The 24402-nt window shown below is 69.1% G+C and carries 24 protein-coding genes, 1 pseudogene and 1 riboswitch; of the genes and pseudogenes, 9 read left to right on the top strand and 16 right to left on the bottom strand.

All coding sequences use genetic code 11. The features are described 5' to 3' along the window. Positions 1-13: 13 nt before the first annotated feature. The 5 genes from ABEA43_RS36915 to pepN all read right to left on the bottom strand — a co-directional run bounded on the left by ABEA43_RS36915 (position 14) and on the right by pepN (position 7038). Complete coding sequence (locus ABEA43_RS36915) at positions 14-1273, bottom strand: sugar ABC transporter substrate-binding protein (protein ID WP_345569304.1); 1260 nt, start codon at positions 1271-1273, stop codon at positions 14-16. A 12-nt stretch (positions 1274-1285) separates the two neighbouring features. After that, the gene (locus ABEA43_RS36910; RefSeq protein WP_345569302.1) at positions 1286-2107 is read right to left on the bottom strand and encodes a carbohydrate ABC transporter permease; all 822 of its coding nucleotides are present in this window, start codon (positions 2105-2107) and stop codon (positions 1286-1288) included. Further along, a complete protein-coding gene (locus ABEA43_RS36905) occupies positions 2100-3011 on the bottom strand; it encodes a carbohydrate ABC transporter permease (protein ID WP_345569300.1) in 912 nt (303 codons plus the stop codon). The genes ABEA43_RS36910 and ABEA43_RS36905 overlap by 8 nt, the downstream gene beginning before the upstream one ends. Then, complete coding sequence (locus tag ABEA43_RS36900) at positions 3008-4339, bottom strand: ROK family protein (RefSeq protein WP_345569299.1); 1332 nt, start codon at positions 4337-4339, stop codon at positions 3008-3010. Before ABEA43_RS36900 ends, ABEA43_RS36905 begins: the two co-directional genes overlap by 4 nt. Positions 4340-4473: 134 nt before the next feature. Then, the gene (gene pepN / locus ABEA43_RS36895; RefSeq protein WP_345569298.1) at positions 4474-7038 is read right to left on the bottom strand and encodes an aminopeptidase N; all 2565 of its coding nucleotides are present in this window, start codon (positions 7036-7038) and stop codon (positions 4474-4476) included. A gap of 89 nt (positions 7039-7127) precedes the next feature. On the opposite strand from pepN, the gene ABEA43_RS36890 reads away from it, so the two are divergent. Both ABEA43_RS36890 and ABEA43_RS36885 read left to right on the top strand, forming a co-directional pair. Next, positions 7128-7748, top strand: coding sequence for a mycothiol-dependent nitroreductase Rv2466c family protein (locus ABEA43_RS36890; RefSeq protein ID WP_425570414.1), 621 nt, complete (start codon positions 7128-7130; stop codon positions 7746-7748). A 140-nt stretch (positions 7749-7888) separates the two neighbouring features. After that, positions 7889-9292, top strand: a complete 1404-nt coding sequence (locus ABEA43_RS36885; RefSeq protein WP_345569294.1) for an aldehyde dehydrogenase family protein — start codon at positions 7889-7891, stop codon at positions 9290-9292. A gap of 39 nt (positions 9293-9331) precedes the next feature. Here the strand turns inward: ABEA43_RS36885 and ABEA43_RS36880 are convergent, their stop codons facing one another. After that, the gene (locus ABEA43_RS36880; protein ID WP_345569292.1) at positions 9332-10060 is read right to left on the bottom strand and encodes an SDR family oxidoreductase; all 729 of its coding nucleotides are present in this window, start codon (positions 10058-10060) and stop codon (positions 9332-9334) included. Positions 10061-10069: 9 nt separating this feature from the next. Continuing rightward, complete coding sequence (gene def / locus ABEA43_RS36875; protein WP_345569290.1) at positions 10070-10555, bottom strand: peptide deformylase; 486 nt, start codon at positions 10553-10555, stop codon at positions 10070-10072. 90 nt (positions 10556-10645) lie between these two features. On the opposite strand from def, the gene ABEA43_RS36870 reads away from it, so the two are divergent. Beyond that, the gene (locus ABEA43_RS36870; RefSeq protein WP_345569289.1) at positions 10646-11113 is read left to right on the top strand and encodes a ribose-5-phosphate isomerase; all 468 of its coding nucleotides are present in this window, start codon (positions 10646-10648) and stop codon (positions 11111-11113) included. On the opposite strand, the gene ABEA43_RS36865 is transcribed toward ABEA43_RS36870, so the two are convergent. Next, the gene (locus tag ABEA43_RS36865; RefSeq protein WP_345569287.1) at positions 11110-11259 is read right to left on the bottom strand and encodes a hypothetical protein; all 150 of its coding nucleotides are present in this window, start codon (positions 11257-11259) and stop codon (positions 11110-11112) included. The genes ABEA43_RS36870 and ABEA43_RS36865 overlap by 4 nt on opposite strands. A gap of 15 nt (positions 11260-11274) precedes the next feature. Next, a complete protein-coding gene (locus ABEA43_RS36860; RefSeq protein ID WP_345569285.1) occupies positions 11275-12504 on the bottom strand; it encodes a GNAT family N-acetyltransferase in 1230 nt (409 codons plus the stop codon). 118 nt (positions 12505-12622) lie between these two features. On the opposite strand from ABEA43_RS36860, the gene ABEA43_RS36855 reads away from it, so the two are divergent. After that, positions 12623-13738, top strand: coding sequence for a PP2C family protein-serine/threonine phosphatase (locus ABEA43_RS36855; RefSeq protein ID WP_345569282.1), 1116 nt, complete (start codon positions 12623-12625; stop codon positions 13736-13738). Positions 13739-13880: 142 nt separating this feature from the next. Here ABEA43_RS36855 and ABEA43_RS36850 read toward each other — a convergent pair whose 3' ends face one another. Continuing rightward, positions 13881-14477 carry a LuxR C-terminal-related transcriptional regulator gene (locus ABEA43_RS36850; RefSeq protein ID WP_345569280.1) on the bottom strand — a complete coding sequence of 199 codons (597 nt, stop codon included), beginning with the start codon at positions 14475-14477 and terminating at the stop codon, positions 13881-13883. Between the two features lie 156 nt (positions 14478-14633). Between ABEA43_RS36850 and ABEA43_RS36845 the strand changes: the two genes are divergently transcribed. The 3 genes and pseudogenes from ABEA43_RS36845 to ABEA43_RS36835 all read left to right on the top strand — a co-directional run bounded on the left by ABEA43_RS36845 (position 14634) and on the right by ABEA43_RS36835 (position 17657). Then, positions 14634-15938, top strand: a complete 1305-nt coding sequence (locus tag ABEA43_RS36845) for a M50 family metallopeptidase (protein WP_345569278.1) — start codon at positions 14634-14636, stop codon at positions 15936-15938. 13 nt (positions 15939-15951) lie between these two features. Beyond that, positions 15952-16293 (top strand): MmcQ/YjbR family DNA-binding protein, encoded by a 342-nt coding sequence (locus tag ABEA43_RS36840; protein ID WP_345569609.1) that lies wholly within the window; start codon positions 15952-15954, stop codon positions 16291-16293. 105 nt (positions 16294-16398) lie between these two features. Continuing rightward, positions 16399-17657 (top strand): annotated as a pseudogene (locus tag ABEA43_RS36835) (IS701 family transposase). Between the two features lie 400 nt (positions 17658-18057). On the opposite strand, the gene ABEA43_RS36830 reads toward ABEA43_RS36835, so the two are convergent. Next, on the bottom strand, positions 18058-18252 hold the full coding sequence (locus ABEA43_RS36830; protein ID WP_345569276.1) for a hypothetical protein: 195 nt from the start codon (positions 18250-18252) through the stop codon (positions 18058-18060). A 984-nt stretch (positions 18253-19236) separates the two neighbouring features. On the opposite strand from ABEA43_RS36830, the gene ABEA43_RS36825 reads away from it, so the two are divergent. Next, positions 19237-19854, top strand: a complete 618-nt coding sequence (locus ABEA43_RS36825) for a tyrosine-type recombinase/integrase (RefSeq protein WP_345569274.1) — start codon at positions 19237-19239, stop codon at positions 19852-19854. A gap of 55 nt (positions 19855-19909) precedes the next feature. Here ABEA43_RS36825 and ABEA43_RS36820 read toward each other — a convergent pair whose 3' ends face one another. The 3 genes from ABEA43_RS36820 to ABEA43_RS36810 all read right to left on the bottom strand — a co-directional run bounded on the left by ABEA43_RS36820 (position 19910) and on the right by ABEA43_RS36810 (position 22934). After that, positions 19910-20866 (bottom strand): coiled-coil domain-containing protein, encoded by a 957-nt coding sequence (locus ABEA43_RS36820; RefSeq protein WP_345569272.1) that lies wholly within the window; start codon positions 20864-20866, stop codon positions 19910-19912. 5 nt (positions 20867-20871) lie between these two features. Further along, positions 20872-21011: riboswitch (cyclic di-AMP (ydaO/yuaA leader) on the bottom strand. Positions 21012-21078: 67 nt separating this feature from the next. Then, positions 21079-22158: a galactose-1-phosphate uridylyltransferase gene (gene galT / locus ABEA43_RS36815; protein ID WP_345569271.1), complete on the bottom strand. Its 1080-nt coding sequence runs from the start codon at positions 22156-22158 to the stop codon at positions 21079-21081. After that, positions 22155-22934, bottom strand: a complete 780-nt coding sequence (locus ABEA43_RS36810; protein WP_345569269.1) for a DeoR/GlpR family DNA-binding transcription regulator — start codon at positions 22932-22934, stop codon at positions 22155-22157. The genes galT and ABEA43_RS36810 overlap by 4 nt, the downstream gene beginning before the upstream one ends. Positions 22935-23075: 141 nt before the next feature. Here ABEA43_RS36810 and ABEA43_RS68690 point away from each other — a divergent pair, with 141 nt between their 5' ends. After that, positions 23076-23153, top strand: a complete 78-nt coding sequence (locus ABEA43_RS68690; RefSeq protein WP_486348728.1) for a 50S ribosomal protein bL37 — start codon at positions 23076-23078, stop codon at positions 23151-23153. Between the two features lie 32 nt (positions 23154-23185). On the opposite strand, the gene ABEA43_RS36805 is transcribed toward ABEA43_RS68690, so the two are convergent. Continuing rightward, a complete protein-coding gene (locus ABEA43_RS36805) occupies positions 23186-23713 on the bottom strand; it encodes a hypothetical protein (protein ID WP_345569267.1) in 528 nt (175 codons plus the stop codon). 15 nt (positions 23714-23728) lie between these two features. Beyond that, positions 23729-24370 carry a nucleoside/nucleotide kinase family protein gene (locus ABEA43_RS36800; RefSeq protein ID WP_345569265.1) on the bottom strand — a complete coding sequence of 214 codons (642 nt, stop codon included), beginning with the start codon at positions 24368-24370 and terminating at the stop codon, positions 23729-23731. Positions 24371-24402 lie beyond the last annotated feature (32 nt).

The following is a 24402-nucleotide window of genomic DNA, read 5'->3' as shown; positions in this document are numbered from 1 at the left end:
AGGGGGAAGACGGCTAGCCCAGCAGGGCGTCGACGTCGGCGGCCGCGGCCTTGAGCGCGTCCTGCACGGATTTGCGCCCCGCGGCGGCCTCGCCGAGCTGCTTGGTCACCGCGTCCTGCATCTCCTGCTGCCGCTTGATGACCGGCGGCAGCGCGATCGACTTGAGCGAGTCGAACACGGCCTGCCGGTTCGCCGGCTTCGGGTCCTTGAGGTAGCCGGCGAGGACCTGCTGGTCGGCGACCGGCGGCAGCTCCCACGACGACTCGATGCGGGTGGTCGCCGCGACGCCGGAGGAGGACAGGAAGCGGGCCCACGCGTACGCCTCCTTGCCGTGCTTCGTCGTGGCGGAGGCGGCGACGGCGTTGTGGAAGACCGCGCTGGCCTTGGCCGCGTCACCGGGCTCGACCACCACGTCCCACTCGAACGGCACGTCCTTCAGCCCCGCGAACTGCCAGATGCCGTTGTGCCACATGGCGAGCTTGCCGGATTTGAAGAGGTTCGTGTCGTAGTCGGCGGTGCCGCCGATCTCGGCCTCGGTCGGCATCGTCTTGCCTACCTTGGAGACCAGCCACTGCGCGGCCTCGACCCCCTCTGGGCTGTCGAACGTGGCGCTCTTTCCGTCGGCGGCCAGGAACTCGCCGCCCGCCTGCTTGAGCGCCTTGTAGAACTCGAAGAACTGCACCGGCTGGAAGTCGCCGTACACGCCCTTCTTCCTGTCGGTCAGCTTGGCCGCGGCGGCCTGCTCGTCCTTCCACGTCCAGTCCGCCGTCGGCGTGGCCACCCCGGCCTGCTCGAACAGGTCCTTGTTGTAGAGCAGGACGACGGTGGAGAAGGAGGCGGGCAGGGCGTACTGCTTGCCGTCGCTCTTGAACGCGTTGAGCGACTCCTGCGCGTACACCGCGCTGTCGCCGTCGCCCGCGACCGTGCCGAGGTCGAGGAGTGAGCCCGCGCTGGCGTAGGTGACGAAGTTCTCGTAGTTGAGCTCGAACGCGTCCGGCGCCGTGCCGCCCGCGATGCTGGTCTGGAGCTTGGTGAAGTACTCGTCGAAGGGGGCGGTCTCGACGACCACGTCCACCTTCGGGTTCTCCTTCTCGAAGGCCTTCTCGATCGTGCCGAGCTCCTTGACGTGGTCAGGGGCCGCCGAGAACGTGAAGTACCGCAGCGTGGTCTTGCCGTCCGCGCCGCTCTCGACCCTGGTGGCCGAGCCCTGGGAGCAGGCGGTGGCGAGCAGGGCGACCGCTACGACGGTGGCGATGGGAAGGTGTCTTGACATGGGGGGATTCCTTTACTTGAGCCCGCTCTGCGCGACGCTGGCGATGACGTGCTTCTGCGCGAAGACGTAGAGGATGAGGATCGGTACGACACTGATCACCGAGCCCGCCATGACCACGTCCCATTCGGTGGTGAACTGGCCGTGCAGCGTGGCCAGGCCCAGCGGGAGCGTCATGAACTCGGGCGACTTGATGATGATCAGTGGCCAGAGGTAGCTGTTCCAGCTCGCCATGAAGCCGAAGATCGCGAACGTGGCCAGGGCCGGGCGGATCAGCGGCAGCACGACGTACAGGAAGATGCGGAAATGCCCGGCGCCGTCCAGCACGGCCGCCTCGTCGAACTCGCGCGGCACCTGGCTGATCGCCTGCCGCAGCAGGAACACCCCGAACGCCGAGGCGATGGTCGGCGCGAGCAGCGCGAAGTACGTGTCCACCAGCCCGAACGTGCGCATCTCGATGAACAGCGGCACGACCAGCACGGGCAGCGGCATCATCAGCGTCGTCAGGTAGACCGCGAACAGCGCGCCCCTGCCGGGGAAGGGCAGCCGCGCGAACGCGTAGGCCGCCATCGCGCTCGTGACGAGCTGCAACATGGTGGACGCCGCGCCGATCCAGGCGCTGTTGAGCACGATCCGCCAGAACGGCAGCGTCTCCAGCAGCTTCCCGTACGCGTCCAGGCTCGCGCCGTCGGGCGTGAAGTCGGGCGGCACGGCCAGCACCGCGTCGCTCGGCGTGATCGAGGTGATCACCGCCCACGCGAACGGGAACAGCATCACCAGCGCGCCCAGGCCCACCAGCAGGTAGCGCAGCGTCTTACCCAGCAGGGCCTTACCCATAGGTCACCCACCGCCTCTGCCCGCGGATCTGCACGATCGTCACCAGCAGGACCAGGGCGAACAGCAGCCAGGACAGCGCCGAGGCGGCGCCGGCCCTGCCGTACCTGAACGTGAGGTCGTAGATCTGCGAGACCACGACCTGCGTGGCGCCGCCGGGACCGCCACCCGTCATGATCTTGACCTGGTCGAAGACCTGGAAGCCGTTGATCAGCGAGATGACGACGACGAAGAACGTCGAAGGCGACAGCAGCGGCAGCGTGATGTGCAGGAACCTGCGCCACGCCGTGGCCCCGTCGACCATGGCGGCCTCCTGGTACTCCCGGGGGATCGCCTGCAGGCCGGCCAGCAGGATGATCATCACGAAGCCCAGGTCCTTCCAGGCCGAGGCGAGGATGATCGACGGCATCGCCCAGTCCGGGTCGGTCCACCAGCCGGGCCCTTCGACGCCGGCCAGGCCGAGCGCCCAGTTGACGATGCCGCTGGCCGGGTTGAGCAGCCACTTCCACATCAGCGCGACGACGACCCAGCTCGTGATCACCGGCAGGAAGTAGACGCCGCGCAGCAGGCTGCGGCCCGCCATCGCCCGGTTGAGCAGCACGGCCAGGCCGAGACCGCCCAGATAGACCAGCGGCAGGTAGCCGGCGATGAAGGTGAGCGTGTGCGCGAACGCGGCCCGCGTCTCGGGGTCGCCGAGCAGCTCGGCGTAGTTGGCCAGGCCCACCCAGCGCATCTCGGTGATGAGGTCCCACTCGTGCAGGCTGGTCCAGAGCGAGCCGAGCATCGGGACGAGGGTGTAGAGCGTCAGGGGGACGAGGCTCGGGAGCAGGAACACCGCCACGGTCCCGGCGTACCGCCAGCCGCCGCGCCGCCCTGACGGCGCGGACGGCCTGGCCGGCGCGCTCATGGTGTGGCCCCGATGAGGCGGGCGCGCACCAGGCGGCCCTGCTCGCCGGCGGTCCCGGCGGCGTCGAACGGCGTGGCCAGCACCAGCGCCGCCGCGCCCTGGGCCCAGCTCGTGTCGTCCCAGCCCTCCACCTCGACGGAGATGTCGCGCCTTCCCGGGTAGAGCTGGGCCCTGAGCGCCGGCTCGAACCCCGCCCGCCACAGTGGCCAGTCGGCGGTGCCCTCGCCGAGCACGACCACGACCTCGGGGTCCACCACGTTGATCAGCCCGGCGGTGGCGCGCCCCAGGATCGTCCCCGCCTCGGCGAACACCGCCCGCGCGACCGGATCCCCGTCCGCGCCGGCCCGCCCGAGCGCGGCCACCGCGCCCAGCGGATCACCGCCGTCATCGGCCTGGCGGGCGGCGGCGAGGAGGCCGGAGCTGCCGACGAAGGCCTCCAGGCAGCCCCTGGCCCCGCAGCCGCACTCCGGCCCGTCAGGAGCCACCGGCAGGTGACCGAACTCGCCCGCGCCGCCCCGCGCCCCCCGGTACACCCGTCCGTCCGCGACGATGGCCGCGCCGACGCCGCGCCCGATCGTCACCACGAGGAAGTCCCGGTGCGTACGCCCGCGCCCGTACAGCCGCTCGGCCGCCGCCAGCGCGTTCACGTCGTTCTCGACCAGCACCGGCAGCTTCAGCCGCCGCCGCAGCCAGTCGCCCACGGCCATGGCCTGCCAGCCGAGCGTCGGCGCGTTCACCGTCCCGGCCGCCTGGTCGTCCACGCTGCCCGGCACCCCGACCCCGACGCCGAGCAGCGGCGGCACCTGCCCGCCCGCCTCGGGGAGCGCCGAGCTCTCGGGGGACGCCGAGCTCTCGGGGGACGCCGAGCTCTCGGGGGACGCCGAGCTTTCCAAGGGTGCCGAGCTTTCCGGGGGTGCCGAGCTTTCCGGGGGTGCCGAGCTTTCCGACACCACGGACTCGACCGCCGCCGCCAGCTCGTCCAGCACGTTCCGCGACGACGGGTCGAACGGCCGCTCCCACGACCCCAGCACCGCGCCGTCGAGCCGGACGTCCACGATCACCAGGTGATCGGCCGTCACCTTGACGCCCAGCGCCCGCCCCGCGCTGCCCACCAGCCCGAGCCGTTGCGCGGGCCGCCCGCCGCGCGACGGCTTGAGGTCCAGCTCCGCCAGCATCCCCTGCCCCATGAGCTCGCGGGTGAGCTGCGTGACGGTGGCCGGGCTGAGATCGAGCTTGCGCGCGATCTCCGTCCTGCTGAGCGGCCCGCCCGTGCCGAGCAGGGCGAGGATCGCCGTTCTGGTGAGGTCGCCGCGGTCAGTGCCTGCCATGGATGAGGACTTTCTTTAGGAATAAAGTTAGTCACGAAGAATGGCCGTCGGGCAGGCGGCTGTCAAGACCCGGAAACCTCCGCGAAACGCGGAAGGCCCCCGCCAGGTGTGGCGGGGGCCTTCCGGTGGAGACGTCAGGCGGAGGCGGCGTCCTTCTCCTGGTTACGCAGGGCGCGGCTGACGCCGTCGGCCCCTTCGAGGATCAGCCGGCGCAGCGCCTGCGGCGGGTTCTGGGCCGCCAGGAAGTCGTGCGCGGCCTGTACGGTCGCCGGCTCGATGAGCAGCGAGGGGAAGCAGCCCACCGCGAACGACGACGCCTGGTCGAACGTCCACTCCGCGTAGATCCGCCCGACCTCCGCGAAGTACTTCTCCCGGTACGGCGCGAGCAGCTCGGGGTGGTGCGGGTCCTGGAACCCGCCGATCGTGGTGCGGGCGATGTGGTTGGCCAGCTTGCCGCCCACGATCCGCTCCCACGCCGCCGCCTTGGCCCCGGCGTCCGGGAGCGCGGCCCGGCACAGCGCGGCCGACCGCTCACCCGTCGCCGTAGGGTCCCGGTCGAGCTCCGCGTCGATGTCGGCCTCGGCCAGCCGGCCGCCGACCACCAGCGCGTGCACCAGCGTCCAGCGCAGGTCGGCGTCCACGGTCAGCCCCTCGGGCACCGAGGAGCCGTCGAGGATGCCTTCCAGCAGCGTCAGGTCCGCCGCGGAGTTCGCCACGGGGGCGAACGCCTGGAGGAACGCGAGCTGGTGGTCCGACCCCGGCTCGGCCGCGGCGAACAGCGAGCGCAGCTCCGCGGCCAGCAGCGTCAGGCCCTCGGCGCGCCAGGCCGGGTCGGCGTACTGCTGCACGGACATGCGGGCCTGCCGCAGCACCGCCTGCAGGACCGTGATGTCGGCGACCGTGGCCGCGCCCGAGATGACCAGCTTGACGTAGTCACGCGTGGACATCTCGCCGTCGCGGGTCATGTCCCAGGCCGCCGACCAGCACAGGGCTCGCGGCAGCGACTCGGTGAACTGGGCGATGCCGCCGTTGACCAGCGTCCGCAGGGAGTCGTCGTCGAGGCGGATCTTGGCGTAGGTCAGGTCGTCGTCGTTGAGCAGCACCAGGTCGGGCTGCTCCTCGCCGACGAGCTGCGCCACGCTCGTACGGCCGCCGACCACGTCCAGCTCGACCCGCTTGGTCCGGGTCAGGGCGCCGTCGGCCAGCGAGTACAGGCCGATCGCGATCCGGTGCGAGCGCAGCGTCGGATAGTCGGCCGGAGCCTCCTGGAGCACCTCGAAGCTGGTGAACCGGCCCCCCGACACCTCGAACGACGGGCGCAGCGTGTTGACCCACGAGGTCTCCAGCCACTCCTTCGACCAGGAGGACAGGTCGCGGCCCGAGGTCCGCTCCAGCGCGGTGAGCAGGTCCTTCAGCTCGGTGTTGCCCCAGGCGTGCTCGGCGAAGTAGTCGCGGACGCCGGCCAGGAAGTTGTCCAGGCCCACGTACGCGACGAGCTGCTTGAGCACCGAGGCGCCCTTGGCGTACGTGATGCCGTCGAAGTTGACCTCGACCGCCTGCATGTCGGGGATGTCGGCGGCGATGGGGTGCGTCGAGGGGAGCTGGTCCTGGCGGTAGGCCCAGGCCTTCTCCACGTTCGCGAACGTGGTCCACGCCCGCTTGCCCCACCTCGTGGCCTCGGCCTGGGCGAGGACGGACATGTAGGTGGCGAACGACTCGTTCAGCCACAGGTCGTCCCACCAGCGCATGGTGACCAGGTCGCCGAACCACATGTGCGCCATCTCGTGCAGGATCGTCTCGGCGCGCCGCTCGACCACCGCGTCGGTGACCCGGGAGCGGAAGACGTAGTCCTCCAGGAACGTCACGCAGCCCGCGTTCTCCATCGCGCCGGCGTTGAACTCGGGCACGAAGAGCTGGTCGTACTTGCCGAAGGGGTAGCGCACCCCGAACACGCGGTGGAAGAAGTCGAAGCCCTGCCGGGTGACCTCGAGGATGTTGTCGGCGTCGAGGTGCTCGGCCAGCGAGGCACGGCAGTAGATGCCCAGCGGGATGCCGTCGTGCTCGGAGGTCACCTTGTGGTAGGGACCCGCGACCAGCGCGGTGATGTAGGTGGACATGACCGGCGTGGGCGGGAACTCCCAGCGCCTGGCCGCCTGCACCGTGCCGTGCTTGCCGCTCTCCCCGGGCAGCTCCGTCACCTTGGCGGCGGCGGCGTTGGAGACGACCTCCCAGTCGCCGGGCGCCAGCGCGGTGAGCTGGAAGGAGGCCTTGAGGTCGGGCTGGTCGAAACAGGCGTACATGCGGTGCGCGTCGGCCGTCTCGAACTGGCTGTGCAGGTAGACCTTCTGATCCACCGGGTCGACGAAGCGGTGCAGGCCCTCGCCCGTGCGCATGTAGCTGCAGTCGGCGTCCACCCGCAGCTCGTTGGACTCGGCGAGGGAGGGCAGCGGGAAGCGCCCCTTCTCCGCGTCGTAGCCCGCGACGTCGAGGTCCGCGCCGTTGAGCGTCACCTTGCGTACGCGCGCACCGTGCAGGTCGATGAACGTGGACGCGCCTGGGCGGCTGCTGGCGAAGCGGACCGTCGTGACACTCTCGAAACGCTCGTCCCCCTCCGTCAGGTCGAGTGCGACCTCGTACGACTCGACCTTCAACAGCCGGGCGCGCTCGCGAGCCTCGTCCCGGGTCAGGTTGCCTGCCAAGTTGCGCTCCTTTTCACCACTTCGTCGGGGTTGTCCGTATCCTGCCATGCCGGGAATACGATCCGAACCACCTCAGGTTATGGCCAGACGTGACTGAGAAGATTCCCGTGGATCTGTGGTTCGATCCTTCCTGTCCGTTCGCCTGGGTTACGTCACGATGGTTGCTCGAAGTTGAGAAAGTCCGCTCCATCGAGCCCCGCTGGCGCTTCATGTCCCTGTTCATCCTCAATGAGGACAAGGACGTCACCGATGAATACCGCGAGCGCGCCGCGCGGGCGATGGGAGCCGTGCGGGTGGTGGCCGCGGCCGCGGCCAAGCACGGGGACCAGGTCATCGGCACCCTCTACACCGAGCTCGGCACGCGCCTGCACAACGAGGGCATGAGCAAGGAGCCCGAGCGCCTGCGCGAGGTCGTCGAGGGCGCGCTCGCGAGCGCGGGCCTCGAGCCGGGCCTGGCCGACGCCATGCAGTCCGACGAATGGGACGGCATCATCCGCACCTCCCACGACGAGGGCATCAACCTCGTCGGCCAGGAGGTCGGCACCCCGGTCATCCGCGTCGGCGCCAACGCCTTCTTCGGGCCCGTGATCACCAGGATCCCGAGGGGAGAGGAAGCGGGCCGGCTTTGGGACGGCGTACTGATGGTCACCGAATCCGATGACTTCTTCGAGCTGAAGCGCACCCGCACCAAGCGCCCGCAGTTCGACTGACATGTCCATCCGGCGTCGGGGGCCGCTGGGGACAATCGTGATACGCGGACGGGGGAAACGTTGATCGCGGTGGAGAAGGCTTATCCTCCAGTCAAGGTTTGCCTTGCCCTTGCCTCCTGAGGCACTGTCAGGATGTGGCTATGCGTCAGCTGTATATCGGCGGCTCGTGGACTGCTTCGGCGTCGGACGAGCCCATCGAGGTCGTCAATCCGGCTACGGAAGAGATCATCGACCGGGTGCCGGCAGGCTCTCCCGACGATGTCGAATCCGCCGTCACCGCCGCAAGACAAGCCTTCACCGCCTGGGCCGAGACGCCGCCCGCCGAGCGCGGCAAGCTGCTCGGCGCCGCGGCCGAGCTGCTGAAACAGCGCTCCGACGAGGTGGCCAGGACGATCGCCACCGACATGGGCGCGCCCCTGGGGTTCGCGCTCAAGGTGCAGACGCTGATGCCGGCGACGGTCCTGTCGTCCTACGCCCAGCTCGCCGAGAGCTACCCGCGCGAGTCGCGCATCGGCAACTCCCTGCTGGTCAAGGAGCCGATCGGGGTGGTCGCCGCGATCACCCCCTGGAACTATCCGCTGCACCAGGTCATCTGCAAGGTCGCGCCCGCGCTGGCCGCGGGCTGCACGGTGGTGCTCAAGCCGAGCGAGGTGGCGCCGCTGGCCGCGTACGCGCTGGCGGAGATCTTCGACGAGGTGGGCCTGCCCCCCGGTGTGTTCAACCTGGTCAGCGGGCGCGGGCCGGTCGTCGGCGAGGCCATGGCCGCCCACCCCGAGGTGGACATGGTCTCCTTCACCGGCTCGACGGCCGCGGGCCGCAGGGTCGCCGCGCTGGCGGCCGAGTCGGTCAAGCGGGTGGCGCTGGAGCTCGGCGGCAAGTCCGCCAACATCATCCTGCCCGACGCGGACCTCGCCCTGGCGGTCAAGGTCGGCGTGGCCAACTGCTTCGTCAACGCCGGCCAGACGTGCTCGGCGTGGAGCCGCATGATCGTCCACCGCGACCAGTACGACGAGGCCGTCCGGCTGGCCGTCGAGTTCGCCCGCGGCTACACCGTCGGCGACCCCTTCGACGAGTCCACCAAGATCGGCCCGCTGGTGTCCGCGGCCCAGCGCGACCGGGTGATCCACTACGTGAACCGGGGCCAGGAAGAAGGCGCCCGGCTGGTCGCGGGCGGCACCGACCGGCCGCACGAGCGCGGCTACTACGTCGAGCCCACGGTGTTCGCGGGGGTGGAGCCGGGGATGACGATCGAGCAGGAGGAGATCTTCGGGCCGGTCCTGTCGCTGATCCCGTACACGACCGAGGACATCGCCGTCCGGATCGCCAACGACACCAAGTACGGCCTGGCCGGCGCGGTCTGGTCGGGCGATGAGCAGCACGCGCTCGCGGTCGCCAAGCGGCTGCGCACGGGCCAGGTGGCGGTCAACGGCGGCCGGTTCAACCCGCTGGCCCCCTTCGGCGGCTACAAGCAGTCGGGCGTGGGCCGCGAGCTCGGCGAGTACGGCCTTGAGGAATACCTCGAGGTCAAGTCCCTGCAGCTCTAGCGCGCGGCGCCGGGGCGGTCGCCCGCCCCGGCGCCGGCGTCAGACGATCATCCCGCCGGTGGCGTGGATGTTGTGGCCGGTGACCCAGCGGCTGTCGGGACCGGCGAGGAACGCCACCACGGCCGCGAGGTCGTCGGTCCGGCCGAGCCGCCCCAGCGCGGTGAAGGCCGCCGTCTGAGCCAGCGCCTCGGGTGCGTTGGCCCCGCGCAGCATGTCGGTGTCGGTGGCGCCGGAGGAGACGACGTTGACGGTGATCCCGCGCCCGCCCAGCTCCCGCGCCGCCACCTTGGCGAACTGCTCGATGGCGCCCTTGCTGCCGCAGTAGAGCATCAGGCCCGGCGCGGGCACCTGGGTATTGAGGGTCGAGATGCTGATGATCCGCCCGTCGTCCCGCATGACCCGCCCCGCCCACTGCGTGGCCAGGAACACGGCCCGGGTGTTCACCGCGAACACCCGCTCGTAGTCGGCGTCCGTGATGTCCGCCATGGGCAGTTGCCCGGTGATGGCGGCGTTGTTGACGAGGATGTCCAGACCGGGCAGCCGCGCCTCCGCCTCGCCGAACAGCCGCTCCAGGTCCTCCTTGTCACCCAGATCGGCGCGCACCGCGTGCGCGCCCGTCTCCTTGGCGACCTGCCGGGCCGCCTCCTCCGAGTGCTCGTAGCAGAAGACGACCTCGGCGCCGTCCTGGGTCAGCCGCTCCACGACGGCCCTGCCGATGCCCCTGGAGCCGCCGGTTACCAATGCGCCTTTTCCCGAAAGTACGCTCATGCCGCCAACCTACGCTCTGAGCATGATCTTGCGGGCTTCGTCCTTGGGGAGGCGGTCGACGTACAGCTTGCCGTCGAGGTGCTCGGTCTCATGCTGGAAGCAGCGGGCCAGCGAGCCGCGGGCCTTGACGCGTACCGGCCGCTGGAGGCGGTCGAGGCCCTCGACGGTCACGCCGGCGGCCCGTCCGACCGGGGCGTAGATCGGCAGGCGGGTCCGGCGGTCGGGCACCGACAGGCAGCCCTCCTCGTCGAGCACCTCTTCCTCGTCGTCGACGGTCAGGACCGGATTGACCAGGTGGCCCTTGCGCCCGCTGATGTCGTAGACGAACAGACGCCGCGACACGCCGATCTGCGGGCCGGCCAGGCCGACGCCGTCGACCGCGTACATGGCCTGGAACATCTCATCGATCAGGCGGCGCAGCTCGCGGTCGAAATCCGTCACCGGCTCCGCGGGCGTGCGCAGGACCGGATCGCCGATGACGCGGATCTCACGCATGGGTCTCCACTTTCGTAAGGACTGGACAACGTTAAGAGTCCTTACTCTAGTCAGCGAGCCCGAAGGCCGGGGCTGTGGAAGACTGGGCGGGTGCGTGTCTACATCGGTGCCGACCATGCCGGCTATGAGCTCAAAAACCACCTCGTGTCCTGGCTCAAGGACCACGGCCACGAGGTGACCGACTGCGGTCCCTTCGTCTACGACGCCGAGGACGACTATCCCGCGTTCGTGCTGCGCGCCGCGGAGGGCGTCGCGGGCGACCCCGGCAGCCTGGGGATCGTCATCGGCGGCTCGGGCAACGGCGAGCAGATCGCCGCCAACAAGGTGCGCAACATCCGCGCCGCCCTGGCCTGGAGCGAGGAGACGGCGAGCCTGGCCCGCGAGCACAACAACGCCAACGTGGTCAGCGTCGGTGCCCGCATGCACTCCACGGAGGAGGCGACCAGGTTCGTGGAGGTGTTCCTGACGACGTCGTTCTCCGGCAGCGAGCGGCACAGCAGGCGGATCGCCCAGCTGGCCACCTACGAGACGATCGGCCAGCTCCCCTCGCTGCCCTAACCCGGCTTGCGTTTGGAATCGCGTCTGGGCATCTCATCGCGCAGAGGCCGCCGGTCGGCGGCCTCCTGCTGCTCCTTCGACGGCTTGGAGACGTCGCGGGCACGCATGGCGATGACCGCCGTGATCTGCAGACTTTGCAGCGCCATGTCTCCGACCTTACGTCAGAACGTCAGACCCGCCCACGGTTTCGGGCTCCAGGACATGGCGGTGCCCAGTGCGCGGACCGTGCCCGGCGTGTGCTCGCGCAGCAGCCCCGCCGCCAGCGACTCCATGAGCAGCCCGTCGCCCAGGTACGCCGAGCCGAGCGCGGTGACCGGCAGCGTCATGTCGGGCTGGTCCTCTACGGGCTTGCACTCGGCCCCCGTGAGGTCGGCGGTGAGCCGCCAGCGCCTGGCGTTCCAGGGGCAGATGTCGTCCTCGACCTCGATCACCACGTCCACCGGAGCCGAGTACGCCCGCGCGGTCAGCGCCCTGTCCACCTCGACGAGGCGGATCCACAGCTCGTCGCCCCACCGCGCACGCAGCTGGCGCGTGTCGGCCAGCAGCGCGATCAGCGGGTCGTCCACGGGCCTGGTGCCCGCCTCGATCCTGGAGACCAGGTCCCGGTCCAGGACGCTGCGCCAGAGCAGGGCGTAGGCGGCGGGATCGGCCGCCTCCAGCTCGTACAGCTTCAGCTCGCTGTCGGGCACGCCGTTGTCGTCCCAGGACGACTTGATGCGGAACAGCGCGTAGCCGCGCACGCCGCGATCGTCCTCGGCGAGCACCGAGCGCAGCGGGCCCGCGCCGCGCTGGTCGAACTCCTCGTCGGCCAGCAGGCCGGTCCAGGTCTGCGATCTGCGCTCGTAGCGTCCTGGCCGGGCCGAGACGACGGAGGCGAACAGCTGCTCCATCTCGGCGCGTACGTCGGCGGGCTTGGCGACCCTGAGCCTGAGCTCCGGGTCCTGGGGTGCGTTCTTGACGAACGCGGAGCCGTGCTTGCGGATCTGGAAGGACAGCTCGCTGGCCGCCCTGCCGTACCCGTACCTGCTGTAGATGGTGGCCTCGGAGGCGTAGAGGGCGGCGACGCTCTCGCCGCGCTCGCGGATGTCGGCGAGCTGCCTGCGCATCAGCGCGGTGAGCAGGCCGCGGCGGCGGTGCGAGGCCAGCACGCTGACGCTCGTCACGCCCGCGACGGGGAGCTGGGCTCCCGGCACCGTCATGGTGAAGCTGAAGATGGAGGTGACCCCTGCGATGACGTCGCCGTCGAAGGCGGCGAGCGTCCGGTCGAACTCGGTTTCGGCCTTGTACCGCTCTTTTTGCGTGGGGTGCGGTGTCCAGCCGAACGCCTCTTCGAGGACCCCGGAGAAGGCAGGCCACTCGGCCTCGTCAATCGGGCGGATCGGATACGTCATCCGTCCAAGGTAAGAGCGGGCAAAGGAGGACGGCCACCCAATATCCGTCCTTAATGATCAAGGCCTTGGTCAAGTGGGCTGCCCAAACAGGGGTCAGACCGATACAGTCAGGCGCATCATGAGTTCCCGTCCGGCGCCGCTGATCCCGCCACGGGTCCGCGCCGTCCTGGTGCGGGTGCCGTTTCTGGTGTCTGCCGTCCGGTTCGTGCGCAGAGGCCCGCTGGCCCGCGACCGCAACCTGCTCGTCACCCTGTCCGTGCTCGCGCTCGTCATCGGGGCGCTGGCCGCGAAGGTGTCCACCGAGTGGTTCTCGCCCTCGTTGCTCATCCTGGTCACCCTCCTCGGCGGGCTGCAGCTCCGGCTGGCCAGCCTGGTCAAGCTGCTCGTGGCCGTCGGCGCGGCGCTCGGCTACATCGCGATCACGCTGGGCGTGGCGCGCATCGGCCTGGGGCTCACCGTGACGATCGGGTTCACCACCGTGCTCGCCGTGCTCATGGCCCGTACCAGGGGCAAGCTGGGCGTGCAGGGCCTGCGCGGCGACGCGATGCTCCTTGAGCTGCGCGACCGGCTGCGGAGCCAGGGCGAACTGCCGCCGCTGCCGAAAGACTGGGGCGGCAAGGTCGTGCTCAAGCAGGCGGGCGGCTCGTCGTTCGGCGGCGACTTCCTGGTCTCCATGCGCGACGGAAACGCCGTCGAGATCGCCCTGGTCGACGTGTCGGGCAAGGGCGTCGACGCCGGCACCAGGGCGCTGCTGCTGTCGGGCACGTTCGGCGGGCTGCTGGGCTCGGTCGGCGACTTCCTGCCCGCCTGCAACGCCTACCTGCACCGCCAGCGCGGTGACGAAGGGTTCGTGACGGCGGTCCACGTACGCCTCGACCTGGAGACGGGCGACTACACGATCACCTCGGCCGGGCATCCGCCGGTGGTGAAGTTCGACGCGGGCACGGGCAACTGGCAGGTCGCCACGGCCAAGGGCGTGGTCCTCGGCGTCGTGCCCGACCTGCACTGCGAGCCCGACAGCGGCACCCTGCGCAAGGGCGACGCGCTGCTGCTCTACACCGACGGGCTGATCGAGCAGCCGGGCCGCGACATCGACGCCGGGCTCGACCGGCTGCTCGGGGAGGCGGAGCGGCTGCTGCCCTCCGGGTTCCGCGACGGCGCCCGTGTGCTGGTCAACTCCATGGCGTCGGGGCACAACGACGATTGCGCGCTGGTGCTGATCTGGCGGCCGTAGTGACGTTTCACACAGGTCAGGTCGTGATGGCGGTCACTGGCAGCGGGCTTCGCGTGGCTGAGATCCTCTAGGGGTTCGGGTCCCGGCGGAGCGGCGCGGCTCCACCGGGGTCCCGTAACACCTCGACCGGTTCAGGCCCGGCTCACAGCCAGCCGCAGTCGCTGGCGATCCGTACGGCGTCGAGCCGGTTGCGGGCGCCCGTCTTGCACATGATCCGCGACAGATGGTTGCGCACGGTCCCGACCGACAGGAAGAGCTCGTCGGCGATCTCCGTCGAGCGCGCCCCGCCCGCCGCAATCCGCAGCACGTCGAGCTCCCGCCTGGTCAGCGGATTGTCGGCGCACTGGAGTGCGGCCACCGCCAGCTCCGTCTCGATGGCCCGCCGGCCCGCCGCCACCTGGCGCACCCCCTCGGCCAGGCGCTCGGGCGGCACACACAGGCTCATGAACCCCAGCGCGTTCGCCGCCAGCGCCCTGCGCACCTGACCGGGATTGGGCGCGGCCGACAGCATCAGCACCCCGCAGCCCGGCGCCTGCTCGGTGAGCTGGGCCGCGACCGGCAACCCCGGCAGGTCGAGATCGACGACCGCGACGTCGGGCCCCCCGGCCAGCGCCGCGTCCACCACCTCCTCAGGGCGGCCGGCCTCGGCGACCACCCGCAGGTCGGGCTCGGCTCCGAGCGTGGCGAGCAGGCCACGGCGGACCAAGGGCAGGTGTTCGGCGATGAGTATGCGGATCAAGACGTCCCCCTCCGTCGTCTCTTAGGGTGATCGTTTGATTGCGTACTGTCAATGCTCACCAAAAGGCGCGCAAGCCGTGCGCTGCGGGGAGTTCGACTACTCTGGGGCTGTCGAACCTTTCGTCAGCCCTTGCCGTCTGCTATGGAGCGCGTCTAGATGAACTGGCTCTACCTCGTGGGGATCGTCATCTTCCTGCTCGGGTTGATGTTCTCGATCGCCATGCACGAGATCGGCCACCTCGTGCCTGCCAAGATCTTTGGCGTCAGGGTGACCCAATACATGGTGGGCTTCGGCTCGACGGCCTGGTCACGGCGTAAGGGCGAGACCGAATACGGCATCAAGTGGATCCCGCTCGGCGGCTACATCCGCATGATCGGCATGCTGCCGCCGCGTCCCGGCGACGATCCCACGAAGCTGCGCAGCACGGCGACGGGGCCGTTCCAGGGCCTCATCGAGTCCGCCCGCGACGCCGCGCAGGAAGAGGTGCAGCCGGGCGACGAGGACCGGGTCTTCTACCGGAAGAAGTGGTGGCAGAAGGTCATCATCATGTCCGGCGGCCCGGCGATGAACTTCGTGCTCGCCTTCGTGTTCTTCAGCATCCTGCTGGTCGGCATCGGGTTGCCGACGTGGGCGCCGATCGTGTCGCCCGACACCAACACGTGCGTCATCCCGATGGCGGAGCAGCGCACCGCCTGCAAGGCCAGCGACAAGCCCACGCCCGCCGCGCAGGCGGGGCTGAAGGCGGGCGACCGCATGGTCTCCTTCGACGGGCAGCAGATCGCCTCCTGGGACGACGCCACCCGCCTCATCCGCTCCCACGGCGCCGGCCCGGTGGCGCTCGGCATCGTGCGCGACGGCAAGCCGATAACGCTCAACGTCAGCCTCATCGCCCAGGACCGGCCCAACCTCCAGGACCCGGAGAAGATCGACAAGAACGTCGGCTTCCTCGGCGTCCTGCCCACCCAGATCATGCAGACGCAGAGCGTCGGCCAGGTCGTCGGCTACATGGGCGACCTCACCGCCAGGGTGGCGGGCTCCCTGGTCAACCTGCCGGAGAAGATGGTCGGGATCTGGCACGCGGCCTTCTCCGGCGAGGCGCGCGACCCCGAGGGGCCCGTGGGCGTGGTCGGCGCGGGCCGCATAGGCGGCGAGATCTTCTCCTCCGACATGTCCAACGAGAACAAGCTCGCCTTCTTCATCAACCTGCTGGCGGGCTTCAACCTGGCGATCGGCATGTTCAACCTCATCCCGCTGCTGCCCCTGGACGGCGGCCACATCGCGGGCGGCCTGTGGGAGGGGCTCAAGCGGGCCTACGCCAAGCTCCTGCGGCGGCCGGAGCCCGGATACGTGGACATCGCCAAGGTGCTGCCGCTGACGTACGCGATCGCGTTGGTCATGATGATCATGGCGGGCCTGCTCGTCTACGCCGACCTGGTCAACCCGCTCACGCTGACCGGCTGACACGTTGGACGCCGTGGAGCGGCTGCGCGAGCTGTGCCTGGCGCTGCCGGAGACCACCGAGCGGCTCAGCCACGGCGAGCCGACGTGGTTCGTCAGGGGCAAGAAGACGTTCGTGATGTTCGCCGACCACCATCACGACGACCGGCTGGCGTTCTGGTGCGCGGCTCCTCCCGGAGCGCAGGAGGAGCTGGTCGCGGAAGACCCCGAGCGCTTCTTCCGCCCGCCGTACGTGGGGCACAGGGGGTGGCTCGGGGTCTATCTGGACGTCGAGGTCGACTGGGCGGAGGTGGCGGAGATCGTCGCCGACGCCTACCGCAGGATCGCCCCCAAGTCGCTCGCCGCCCGGCTGCCCTGACCCGCCGGCTCAGTTCATCGAGATGTGATGGCGCTGGCTAGTTTACCTGCGAGAAGGGCACTAGTAGTACTTTGTTAGTTCGAGACTATGTGCGACGGTCTTTACATGACTCCGGTGGAGCTGGCCGATGTCCGCGGCCGTCTCGAGGACTTCGCGGGTGAGGTGTTCACCTCCTTCACGCGTCGGGAGCAGCGGTCCAACGGTGGGTTGTACCTGCGGGGGCTGATGCTGGACGGGCGGCGTAAGTCGATGGTGCCGATGGCTGAGCGGCTGGGCGTGGATCATCAGCGGCTGCAGCAGTTCATCACCTCCTCGACCTGGGATTACGTGACGGTACGGCGATGTCTGGCGCAGCGTGCGGTCAAGGTGGCGGCGCCGCAGGCGTGGGTGCTGGACGACACCGGGCACCTGAAGGACGGTGACGCCTCGCCCGGAGTGGCCCGGCAGTACATCGGGACCGCGGGGAAGGTGACCAACTGCCAGATCGCGGTCAGCGTGCACGCGGTCACCGACGCCTGCTCGGCCGCGTTGAACTGGCGGCTGTTCCTGCCGCAACGCTGGGACGACGCGCTGGCCGAAGACGCGGCCGAAACGGCAGCGATCGCCGAGCGGCGGCGGCGCTGCCGGATCCCTGACGATCAGCGACACCATCCCAAGTGGCAGCAGGCCCTGGAGATGCTCGATGAACTGGCCTCCTGGGGCCAGGTGCCGCCGCTGGTGGTGGCCGATTCCGGCTACGGCGATGTGACCGCGCTGCGGCTGGGCCTGACCGGGCGCGGCCTGTCGTACGTGGTCGCTGTCAAGGGCGGCACCAGCGCGTATGCCGCCGATGTCGTTCCTGAGACGGTGCCGTACTCCGGCAACGGCCGCCGTCCGGTGGCCAAGTACCGCAGCGCGCCCTCCAGCCTGCGCGAGCTGGCCCTGGCCGCCGGACGAGGCAGTCTGCGCCGGGTGAGCCGGCGGCAGGGCACCAAGAAGAGCAGGGGCAACCCGGCCGCCACGATGCGCTCACGCTTCCTCGTCCTGCGGGTACGGCCCGCCAACAGCGACATCCCCCGAGACGATGACGGGCATCTGCCCGACTGCTGGCTTCTGGCCGAATGGCCACCCGGCGAGAGCGAGCCCACCGACTACTGGCTGTCCACCCTGCCGGCCGACATGCGACTGCGGGAACTGGTCCGCCTGGCCAAGATCCGCTGGCGCATCGAGCACGACTACCGCGAGCTCAAGACCGGCCTGGGCCTGACCCATTTCGAGGGGCGCTCCTGGATGGGATGGCATCGCCACGTCACCTGGTCTCGGCCGTCCACCTGTTCCGCACTGAACTGCGGTTGACCAGCCCAAAAGCGGCTGGAGCGGCCTGACCTTCTACAAGATCTTGCACATGCTCCAGGTGTTGTTAGCCACCTGGAGCGGTCGTTGCCCGACCTGCCACCAGCACCCGCCATAACAAACTAACAAAGTACTACTAGGGCTTGGTTGAGCTGCGCTGCTGTATCTGACCAATTGCCAACGTTTCACGGCGTTTTACGTGGCCGTGTGCCCTGGATGTGCCCTGGATGTGTGCGGACCAGGAAGGCAACCGCTTTGGGAGAGAGCTTGCGATTCCCTGCTAAGTGCGGCTGTGAGCTGGTGAAACGTACTTTGAATCACGCTGGGGGGTATTGATCATTCCGGAGACAGTCCGGAGCGTTGCGAGCACGTGGCGCCCTTGATGGGCTCCGGGCGCGCTGAAGGATCGAGCAGCGGGTGCTCAGGGGATGCTTATCGCTTACGACCTGCCTCATAGATGGCCGCTGCGACTGCGCCGATCATGAACGTAGCACCTACGCCTATCCAGACGAAGGCGACCTCCGGTCTGATCCGGAAGTCGCCGAGGACGATCCAGTAAACGGCAATAAGTAGCGACACCGTACCTGCGGCGAGAAGGCCAAGGAGCGTGTTTTCAAGATCCATCACGTCAGGCGATAGTAGAGAAAAAGCATCACGACTGGGCAACGCTGCCCAGGGCGGGGCTCCGTGCGAGTCGGCTCCAGGGATGCGGGGCTTGCAGGGGGTTGAGGAATTGTTGCGGTGGCGCTGGATCCATGGGGAAAGATCGTAAAAGAGGGGCATTGCAATGATCGACTTAATGGGGAGGGGAAGCGCCCCTGCCCGCGAACTTTCCCCTCCGGCCCCTCTTTTGCGATCTTGGAGGGTTTCCATGGATCTGGCTCCGAAACAATTCGGCGACCCCCGGAACCGCCCGTCTGGCCGTGCGGTCTTCCTCTCCTCGGGCGTGGCTGCGAGTGTTCTCCGCCCCTTTGACTTGACGTCGCTGACGCGTGGGCTGTGTGGTGGCCGCTGATGGTCCTGTGCCTTGTGCTGGAGGCTTGAGGTATGTGGAGTGGAGTGCTCCAGGTCGTCCAGGGCGTCGTTTCTGCTTACGGTGTGCCGCTTGTCGGCACGCGCGCCGCCGCGGCTGACGCGGCCGGAACGAGCCGCAGCAGTCGCGAGCGGGCGCGCAGAGGCCAGGCTCCTGTGCTGCGTCTTTCGCGGTGGTGTGCGTGTTGGCAAGGGCAGAGTAGAAGAGGCGGTGCGTGGGTGGCCGGCGCCTGCCTCCGTGAGGCTTCTCGGGCTTGTGAGCTGGCGCGGCCTTGGTGGTCGTCGCGCTGTCCTGCTGTCTGCCTGGACGCCTTCTTTCGATCTTCGGTGGAGCCCTGGGAACGAGTGGATTCTGTTCGTGGATCTTTACCGCTGGCTGACGATCATGAGGCTTCCACGACTCCATACCCCTCATCGTTGGGCCGGAGCCTCCCCGCCGTACGGCGGGCTTGAAGACGTAAGCAAAGTTGTAACGGGTGTTAGCTGTCGACACATTGGCACGGGCCGGTTGGTTCGGTGAAGAGTCCCAAGTTCGAGGCCAAGCGAATCCATCCGTGAACGGTGAGCCAGGTCTGGACAATGGCGGACGCCATTACTCAGCGGTACCGGGCGATGGTCCTGACTGCTGCTGGCCTCGGCTTGCGACAAGGGGAAACGTTCGGCCTGGCTGCCGATGACATCGATAGCGAACGCGCTGTCCTGCACGTTCGACGCCAAGTCAAGGTGTTGGGAGGTCGCGTGCGCGTCTTCGCTCCGCCCAAGGGTGGCAAGCTCCGAGACATTCCGTTACCCAAGGTGGTGGCGGAGCAGTTGGCCGATCACATTGCTGGCCATCCGCTCACAGAGGTCACTTTGCCGTGGAGGACGCCTGACGGGCCGTTGCACACGGCCAAGCTGGTGTTCGTGACGCGACAGCACACTCCGATTTCCCGTACGGAGTTCAATCTCTACGTCTGGAAGCCCGCCCTGAAGAAGGCCGGCATAGCGGCCACTCGTGAGAACGGATTCCACATGCTTCGGCATCACTTCGCGTCGGTGCTGCTGGAAGACGGTGTGTCGATCAAGGCCGTGGCGGAATTCCTCGGGCATGCCGATCCCGGCTTCACACTGCGGACCTATACCCATCTGATGCCGTCTAGCGAAGATCGTATGAGGGAGGCTGTAGGTAAGGCGTGGAGTGCCCTGAAAGCGCCCTGATCATGGGGCAGCCGAGCGAAAGGCGTCGTCTACCTGCGAGGCTGCCCCATGCAGCTCAGTTCATCGAGATGTGCACGTGGTCGAAGTGGTTCTCCGTGACGCTGCCGCGGTCCGACATCGCGCGCCAGCCAGACCCCTGGTTGATGCGCTGCTTCCAGATCACGTACTTGATCCCGAGCCGGCTCTTGTTCTTGAGCGCCCATTCGGCGATCCGGTCGCCCAGGGCGTTGTTGACGGCGGAGGGCATCGAGCCGCCCGTGCTCATCATGAAGTCGCAGGCCCGTCCGAGCGGGTGCTCGCCGCTGGAGCCCGAGCGGAAGCAGCCCACCTCGAACGGCAGTGAGAAGTTCTTCTGCACCTGAGCCTTCATCAGCTGCGTACGCGGGGTGATGTTGTCCGAGCCGGTGGGCAGCTCAGGAGCCCAGCTTCCGTCGGATTTGCGGCCGGTGCCGAACGGCACGAGGTCCTGGAGCTTCTTCTTGATGTCGTCGATGACGTCCTCGGCCTCGTCGCGCTGCTCGGCCACCTCCGCCGTGTCCCCGCGGATCTGCGTGGCGAGTGTGGCGGCGTCGTCCGCGGCCTTCTTCTTGTCGTCCCTGGCCTTGGTCACGCTCTGCACGACGGCCTGCTGCTCGGCGATGAGATGGTCGAGCACGACGGCCCCGCCGGTGCTGTCGGGGACCATGAAGCCGGGCAGCGTGGGATCCCCGGCCTGGTAGCGCAGGGTGGCGATCTCGGCGACCCGCTGCTCGGCCGTCACCAGCGTCTGCTCGGCGGTGGCCAGCCGCTCCTCGGCGGTCTTGGCGGCTTCCTGCGCCTTGGCCAGCTCGACGCGCTTGAGGTTGTACTTCTCGATCAGCTTGTCGACCTTGCTGTTGAGCTGCTTGAGCTGGGCGCGGAGCTCGGATTCCGTCGGCTTGGGGGCCGCGGCCGCCGAGGTCACCGGGAAGAGTGCGACGGCGGCGGCGATGATGAGACCGATGGCAAGTTTCGCAGGGGACGAAGCCGCCACGTAGGTGTTCCTCTCCCTCTGCCGACCGGGTTAGCTGACGGGTTCGGGCATGGGAGTGCTTCCCTACCACCGAAGTGGATTCACCCCAAATGCGATGGGTCCCCGGCTCCCGGGCGACGCGCCCGGAATTAGGCAACAACGACCGTTATGGCCGGTGCATATAGGGATGTTAGTGGTAGATCACGAGTCATGCGACCTTAACTAGCAATCTATTAGTGATCTACTTGTGACCGAAGCATGCTGGCGGCCTCCTCGGGCAGCACGTCGTTGACGAAGGCGCCCATCGCCGACTCCGAGCCGGCGAGATACTTCAGCTTGCCCGGCGCCCGCCTGATGCTGAACAGCTCCAGGTGCAGGTAGCCCAGCTCGCGGTCCTGGCGGACCGGCGCCTGGTGCCAGGCCGAGATGTACGGCATCACGACGCCGAACAGGTCGTCGAAGGCCCGCAGCACCGAGGTGTAGAGCGGTGCGAACGCGGCCCGCTCCGTCTCCGACAGCGCCGCCAGGTCGGGCACCTGCCGGTGCGGGTAGATGTGCACCTCGAACGGCCAGCGCGCGGCGGCCGGCACGAAGGCCGTCCACAGCTCGTTGGAGGCGATCACGCGCGTCCCTGCGGCGCGCTCGGCGGCCAGCACGTCGGCGAACAGGTTGCCCGCTCCCTGATAGCGCGCGGCGGCGGCGAGCTGCAGCTTGGTCCGCGGTGTGACGTACGGGTAGGCGTAGATCTGGCCGTGCGGGTGGGCGAGCGTGATGCCGATCTCCTCGCCCCGGTTCTCGAAGCAGAACACCTGCTCCACGCCCTCGATGCCGGACAGCTCGGCCGTACGGTCGGCCCACGCCTCCATGACCAGCTCGACCTGGGCGTCGGACAGCCTGGAGAAGGACGACGAATGCTCCGAGGTGAAACAGACCACCTCGCAGCGCCCCACGCCCGGACGTACCTCACTCAGCCCGCCCGGCTCGCCATAGGTCCCGAAATTTCCGGAAAAGGAGGGGAAGCGGTTCTCGAACACCACCACGTCGTAGTCGTACGCCGGGATCTCCGTGGACCGCGTGTCCGACGACGGGCACAGCGGGCACTCGGCGGCCGTGCCCGTCGGCAGGAACGTCCGCGTCTGCCGGTGCCCCGCCATCGCGACCCACTCCTCGGTCAGCGGGTCGTAACGCAGCTCGGAGGCCACCGGCCGGGGGTCGAGCACCCGGCGGTCGATCGCGCTCCTGTCGGCGTCGTCCCGCCGGTCGAAGTAGATCAGCTCTCGGCCGTCGGCCAGGTGGGTGATGGTGCGTTTCAAGACGTGCCCTCCGCGATGATCAGTTCTCCGGCCCGTTCGGCCAGCTCCATGCGTGCGTCCTCGGGCAGCCCCGCGTCGCTGATGACCACGTCGGCCTCGGTCAGCTCGGCGATGGTGCTGATGCCGACGGTGTTCCACTTGGTGTGGTCGGCGGGGATGACCAGCCGGTGCGCGGCCGCCACCAGCTCCCTGTCGGTCTCGGACTCCAGCAGGTTGGGCGTGGTGAAGCCGGCCCGCACGCTCATCCCGTGCACTCCGAGGAACAACGTGTCCACGTGCAGGCGGCGGATCGCCGCCACGGCCACCGGGCCCACCAGGGCGTCGGACGGCGTGCGCACGCCGCCGGTCAGCACGACGGTCCTGTCGGTGAGCGGATTGCGGTGGAAGACCTCGGCGACGGGGATCGAATTGGTGATCACGGTCAGCTCGGGGATGCCGATCAGATGGTGGGCCAGCGCCCAGGTCGTGGTGCCCGCGCTGAGCGCCACGGCCGTGCCCGGCCGGACGAGCTGGGCGGCGCGCCGCGCGATGGCCTCTTTCTCCGGCTGCTGGCGGGCGGACTTGGCGGTGAAGCCGGGCTCCTCGGTCGAGCCGGGGCCCAGGGCGGTCGCGCCGCCGTGCACCTTCTCCAGCAGCCCGCGCTCGGCCAGCACCTCGAGGTCGCGGCGGATGGTCATGTCGGAGACGCCGAGCTCGCGTACGAGATCGGCGACCCGGACGCCCCCGCTGGTGCGCACGCGTTCGAGGATCGCCTGCTGTCGCTGCTGTGCGAGCACGCCCGTTCCTTCCAACAGATTCCACCAAATTATGACACGGAATTGTTGAGGAATGTTAGTTCGGGCGGATCGCTTGCCGGGCCGGGGCAGCCGAGAGACGTTGGGTGCTCATGTGTCGTACCGAGCACCGGGAGGCAGCCTATGGCCAGGCGCGCACGCAAGGGCAAGGCACGCAGGAAGAAGAAGGCCAACCACGGCAAGCGCCCCACGGCACGTTGAGAGGTGGCCGCTCGCGGGCGGCCACCCTTTTCTCATGTGGGCAGTTCGCTGAGCGCCTGGTCGATGCACTCCTGCGGCAGCGTGAAGTCCTCCAGGTCGCCTGCCAGATACCGGTCGTAGGCGCCCAGGTCGAAGTGGCCGTGACCGCAGAGGGCGGTCAGGATGACCTTCTCCTCCCCGCTCTCCTTGCAGCGCAGGGCCTCGGCGATGGTCTCGGCCAGCGCGTGCGTGGGCTCGGGCGCGGGCAGGATGCCCTCCGTCCTGGCGAAGCGGACGCCGGCTCGCCGATCACTGTCTGGCGCATGAGCACGTGGTTGAGCACCGAGCCGAGCGCGCAGCGGGCATCGGGCGTCGCGGCGGCCACCTCGACCGCCTCGCTGATCGCGATGCCCAGGCTGCCGGGCGACTCCGGGTCGTCGGCCAGCACCTTGCTGCCCGAGCCGGTCACGGGGGAGGGGCTGGCGTGGACGGTGGCGCCGTACACCTGCATGAGAGAACGGCGGTACGGCTTCTGCGCCGGTTACGCACCTTGTTCCAGCGCCACCCGCCGGAGTGTCCACGGCCGGTGCGGGCGGTCACTCATGATCCGCGTCCGGCTGCAGCAACGCCAGTCGATCCGGATGATCGGCCCTGATCACCACGTCCGCCGCCCGCTGCGGCCGTACCTCCCGCTCGTAGCGCTCGTACGCGGGCAGCCGCCACCGCTCGTCCTCCGGCGTCCCGCGCTCCAGCGCGCCGGGGGACAGCCACACATGCGCGCTCACCTCGAACGCCAGCCCGCGCCCCAGCAGCAGCGTCCCGTCGACGATCACCACGCCGCCTTCGGGCAGCTCCTGGTACGGCAGCCGGTAGGCCCGATCGATCCTGCTGTCCCACAACGCCCGCAGCACCTGCCCGGACCCGCCCGGATCGAGCGGTTCGAGCACCTCCCTGCGCAGGGCCTTGACGTCGAGCCAGTCCTCGTAGAAGGCGTCGGGATCGGTCTTGCCGTGCTCCAGCCGCAGGGACGCGGGCCGCAGGAAGTCGCCGGCGGACACGCGCAGCACGGGCCGGCCCCGCAGCCGCAGCGGCGCCGCCAGCGCGTCGGCGAGCCGGTCGGGCCGCGCGGCGGGCGCGCCGTCCACGGCCACCCGCACCCACTCGTCCGGGGGGCGGGCGGAGATCAGCTCGGCCAGCTCTTCGACGAGCACGTCATGGGAGATCGGTCGCGCACGCATCACCGCCAGCCTACGAGCCCTCTTCCGAGCGG

Source organism: Nonomuraea rosea (assembly GCF_039539705.1).
Taxonomy (GTDB): domain Bacteria; phylum Actinomycetota; class Actinomycetes; order Streptosporangiales; family Streptosporangiaceae; genus Nonomuraea; species Nonomuraea rosea.
Note: the sequence above shows the minus strand (reverse complement) of the source record. Positions and strands in the feature narration are given on the sequence as shown.

Excerpts from the sequence above, each read along its gene's own strand:
- ABEA43_RS36825 (WP_345569274.1), top strand. The coding sequence starts at position 19,237 with ATGGCGGACGCCATTACTCAGCGGTACCGGGCGATGGTCCTGACTGCT.
- ABEA43_RS36910 (WP_345569302.1), bottom strand. The coding sequence starts at position 2,107 with ATGGGTAAGGCCCTGCTGGGTAAGACGCTGCGCTACCTGCTGGTGGGC.
- ABEA43_RS36865 (WP_345569287.1), bottom strand. The coding sequence starts at position 11,259 with ATGGCGCTGCAAAGTCTGCAGATCACGGCGGTCATCGCCATGCGTGCC.
- ABEA43_RS36845 (WP_345569278.1), top strand. The coding sequence starts at position 14,634 with ATGAACTGGCTCTACCTCGTGGGGATCGTCATCTTCCTGCTCGGGTTG.
- def (WP_345569290.1), bottom strand. The coding sequence starts at position 10,555 with ATGCGTGAGATCCGCGTCATCGGCGATCCGGTCCTGCGCACGCCCGCG.
- ABEA43_RS36880 (WP_345569292.1), bottom strand. The coding sequence starts at position 10,060 with ATGAGCGTACTTTCGGGAAAAGGCGCATTGGTAACCGGCGGCTCCAGG.
- ABEA43_RS36855 (WP_345569282.1), top strand. The coding sequence starts at position 12,623 with ATGAGTTCCCGTCCGGCGCCGCTGATCCCGCCACGGGTCCGCGCCGTC.
- ABEA43_RS36860 (WP_345569285.1), bottom strand. The coding sequence starts at position 12,504 with ATGACGTATCCGATCCGCCCGATTGACGAGGCCGAGTGGCCTGCCTTC.
- ABEA43_RS36905 (WP_345569300.1), bottom strand. The coding sequence starts at position 3,011 with ATGAGCGCGCCGGCCAGGCCGTCCGCGCCGTCAGGGCGGCGCGGCGGC.
- ABEA43_RS36885 (WP_345569294.1), top strand. The coding sequence starts at position 7,889 with ATGCGTCAGCTGTATATCGGCGGCTCGTGGACTGCTTCGGCGTCGGAC.
- ABEA43_RS68690 (WP_486348728.1), top strand. The coding sequence starts at position 23,076 with ATGGCCAGGCGCGCACGCAAGGGCAAGGCACGCAGGAAGAAGAAGGCC.
- ABEA43_RS36800 (WP_345569265.1), bottom strand. The coding sequence starts at position 24,370 with ATGCGTGCGCGACCGATCTCCCATGACGTGCTCGTCGAAGAGCTGGCC.
- ABEA43_RS36900 (WP_345569299.1), bottom strand. The coding sequence starts at position 4,339 with ATGGCAGGCACTGACCGCGGCGACCTCACCAGAACGGCGATCCTCGCC.
- ABEA43_RS36915 (WP_345569304.1), bottom strand. The coding sequence starts at position 1,273 with ATGTCAAGACACCTTCCCATCGCCACCGTCGTAGCGGTCGCCCTGCTC.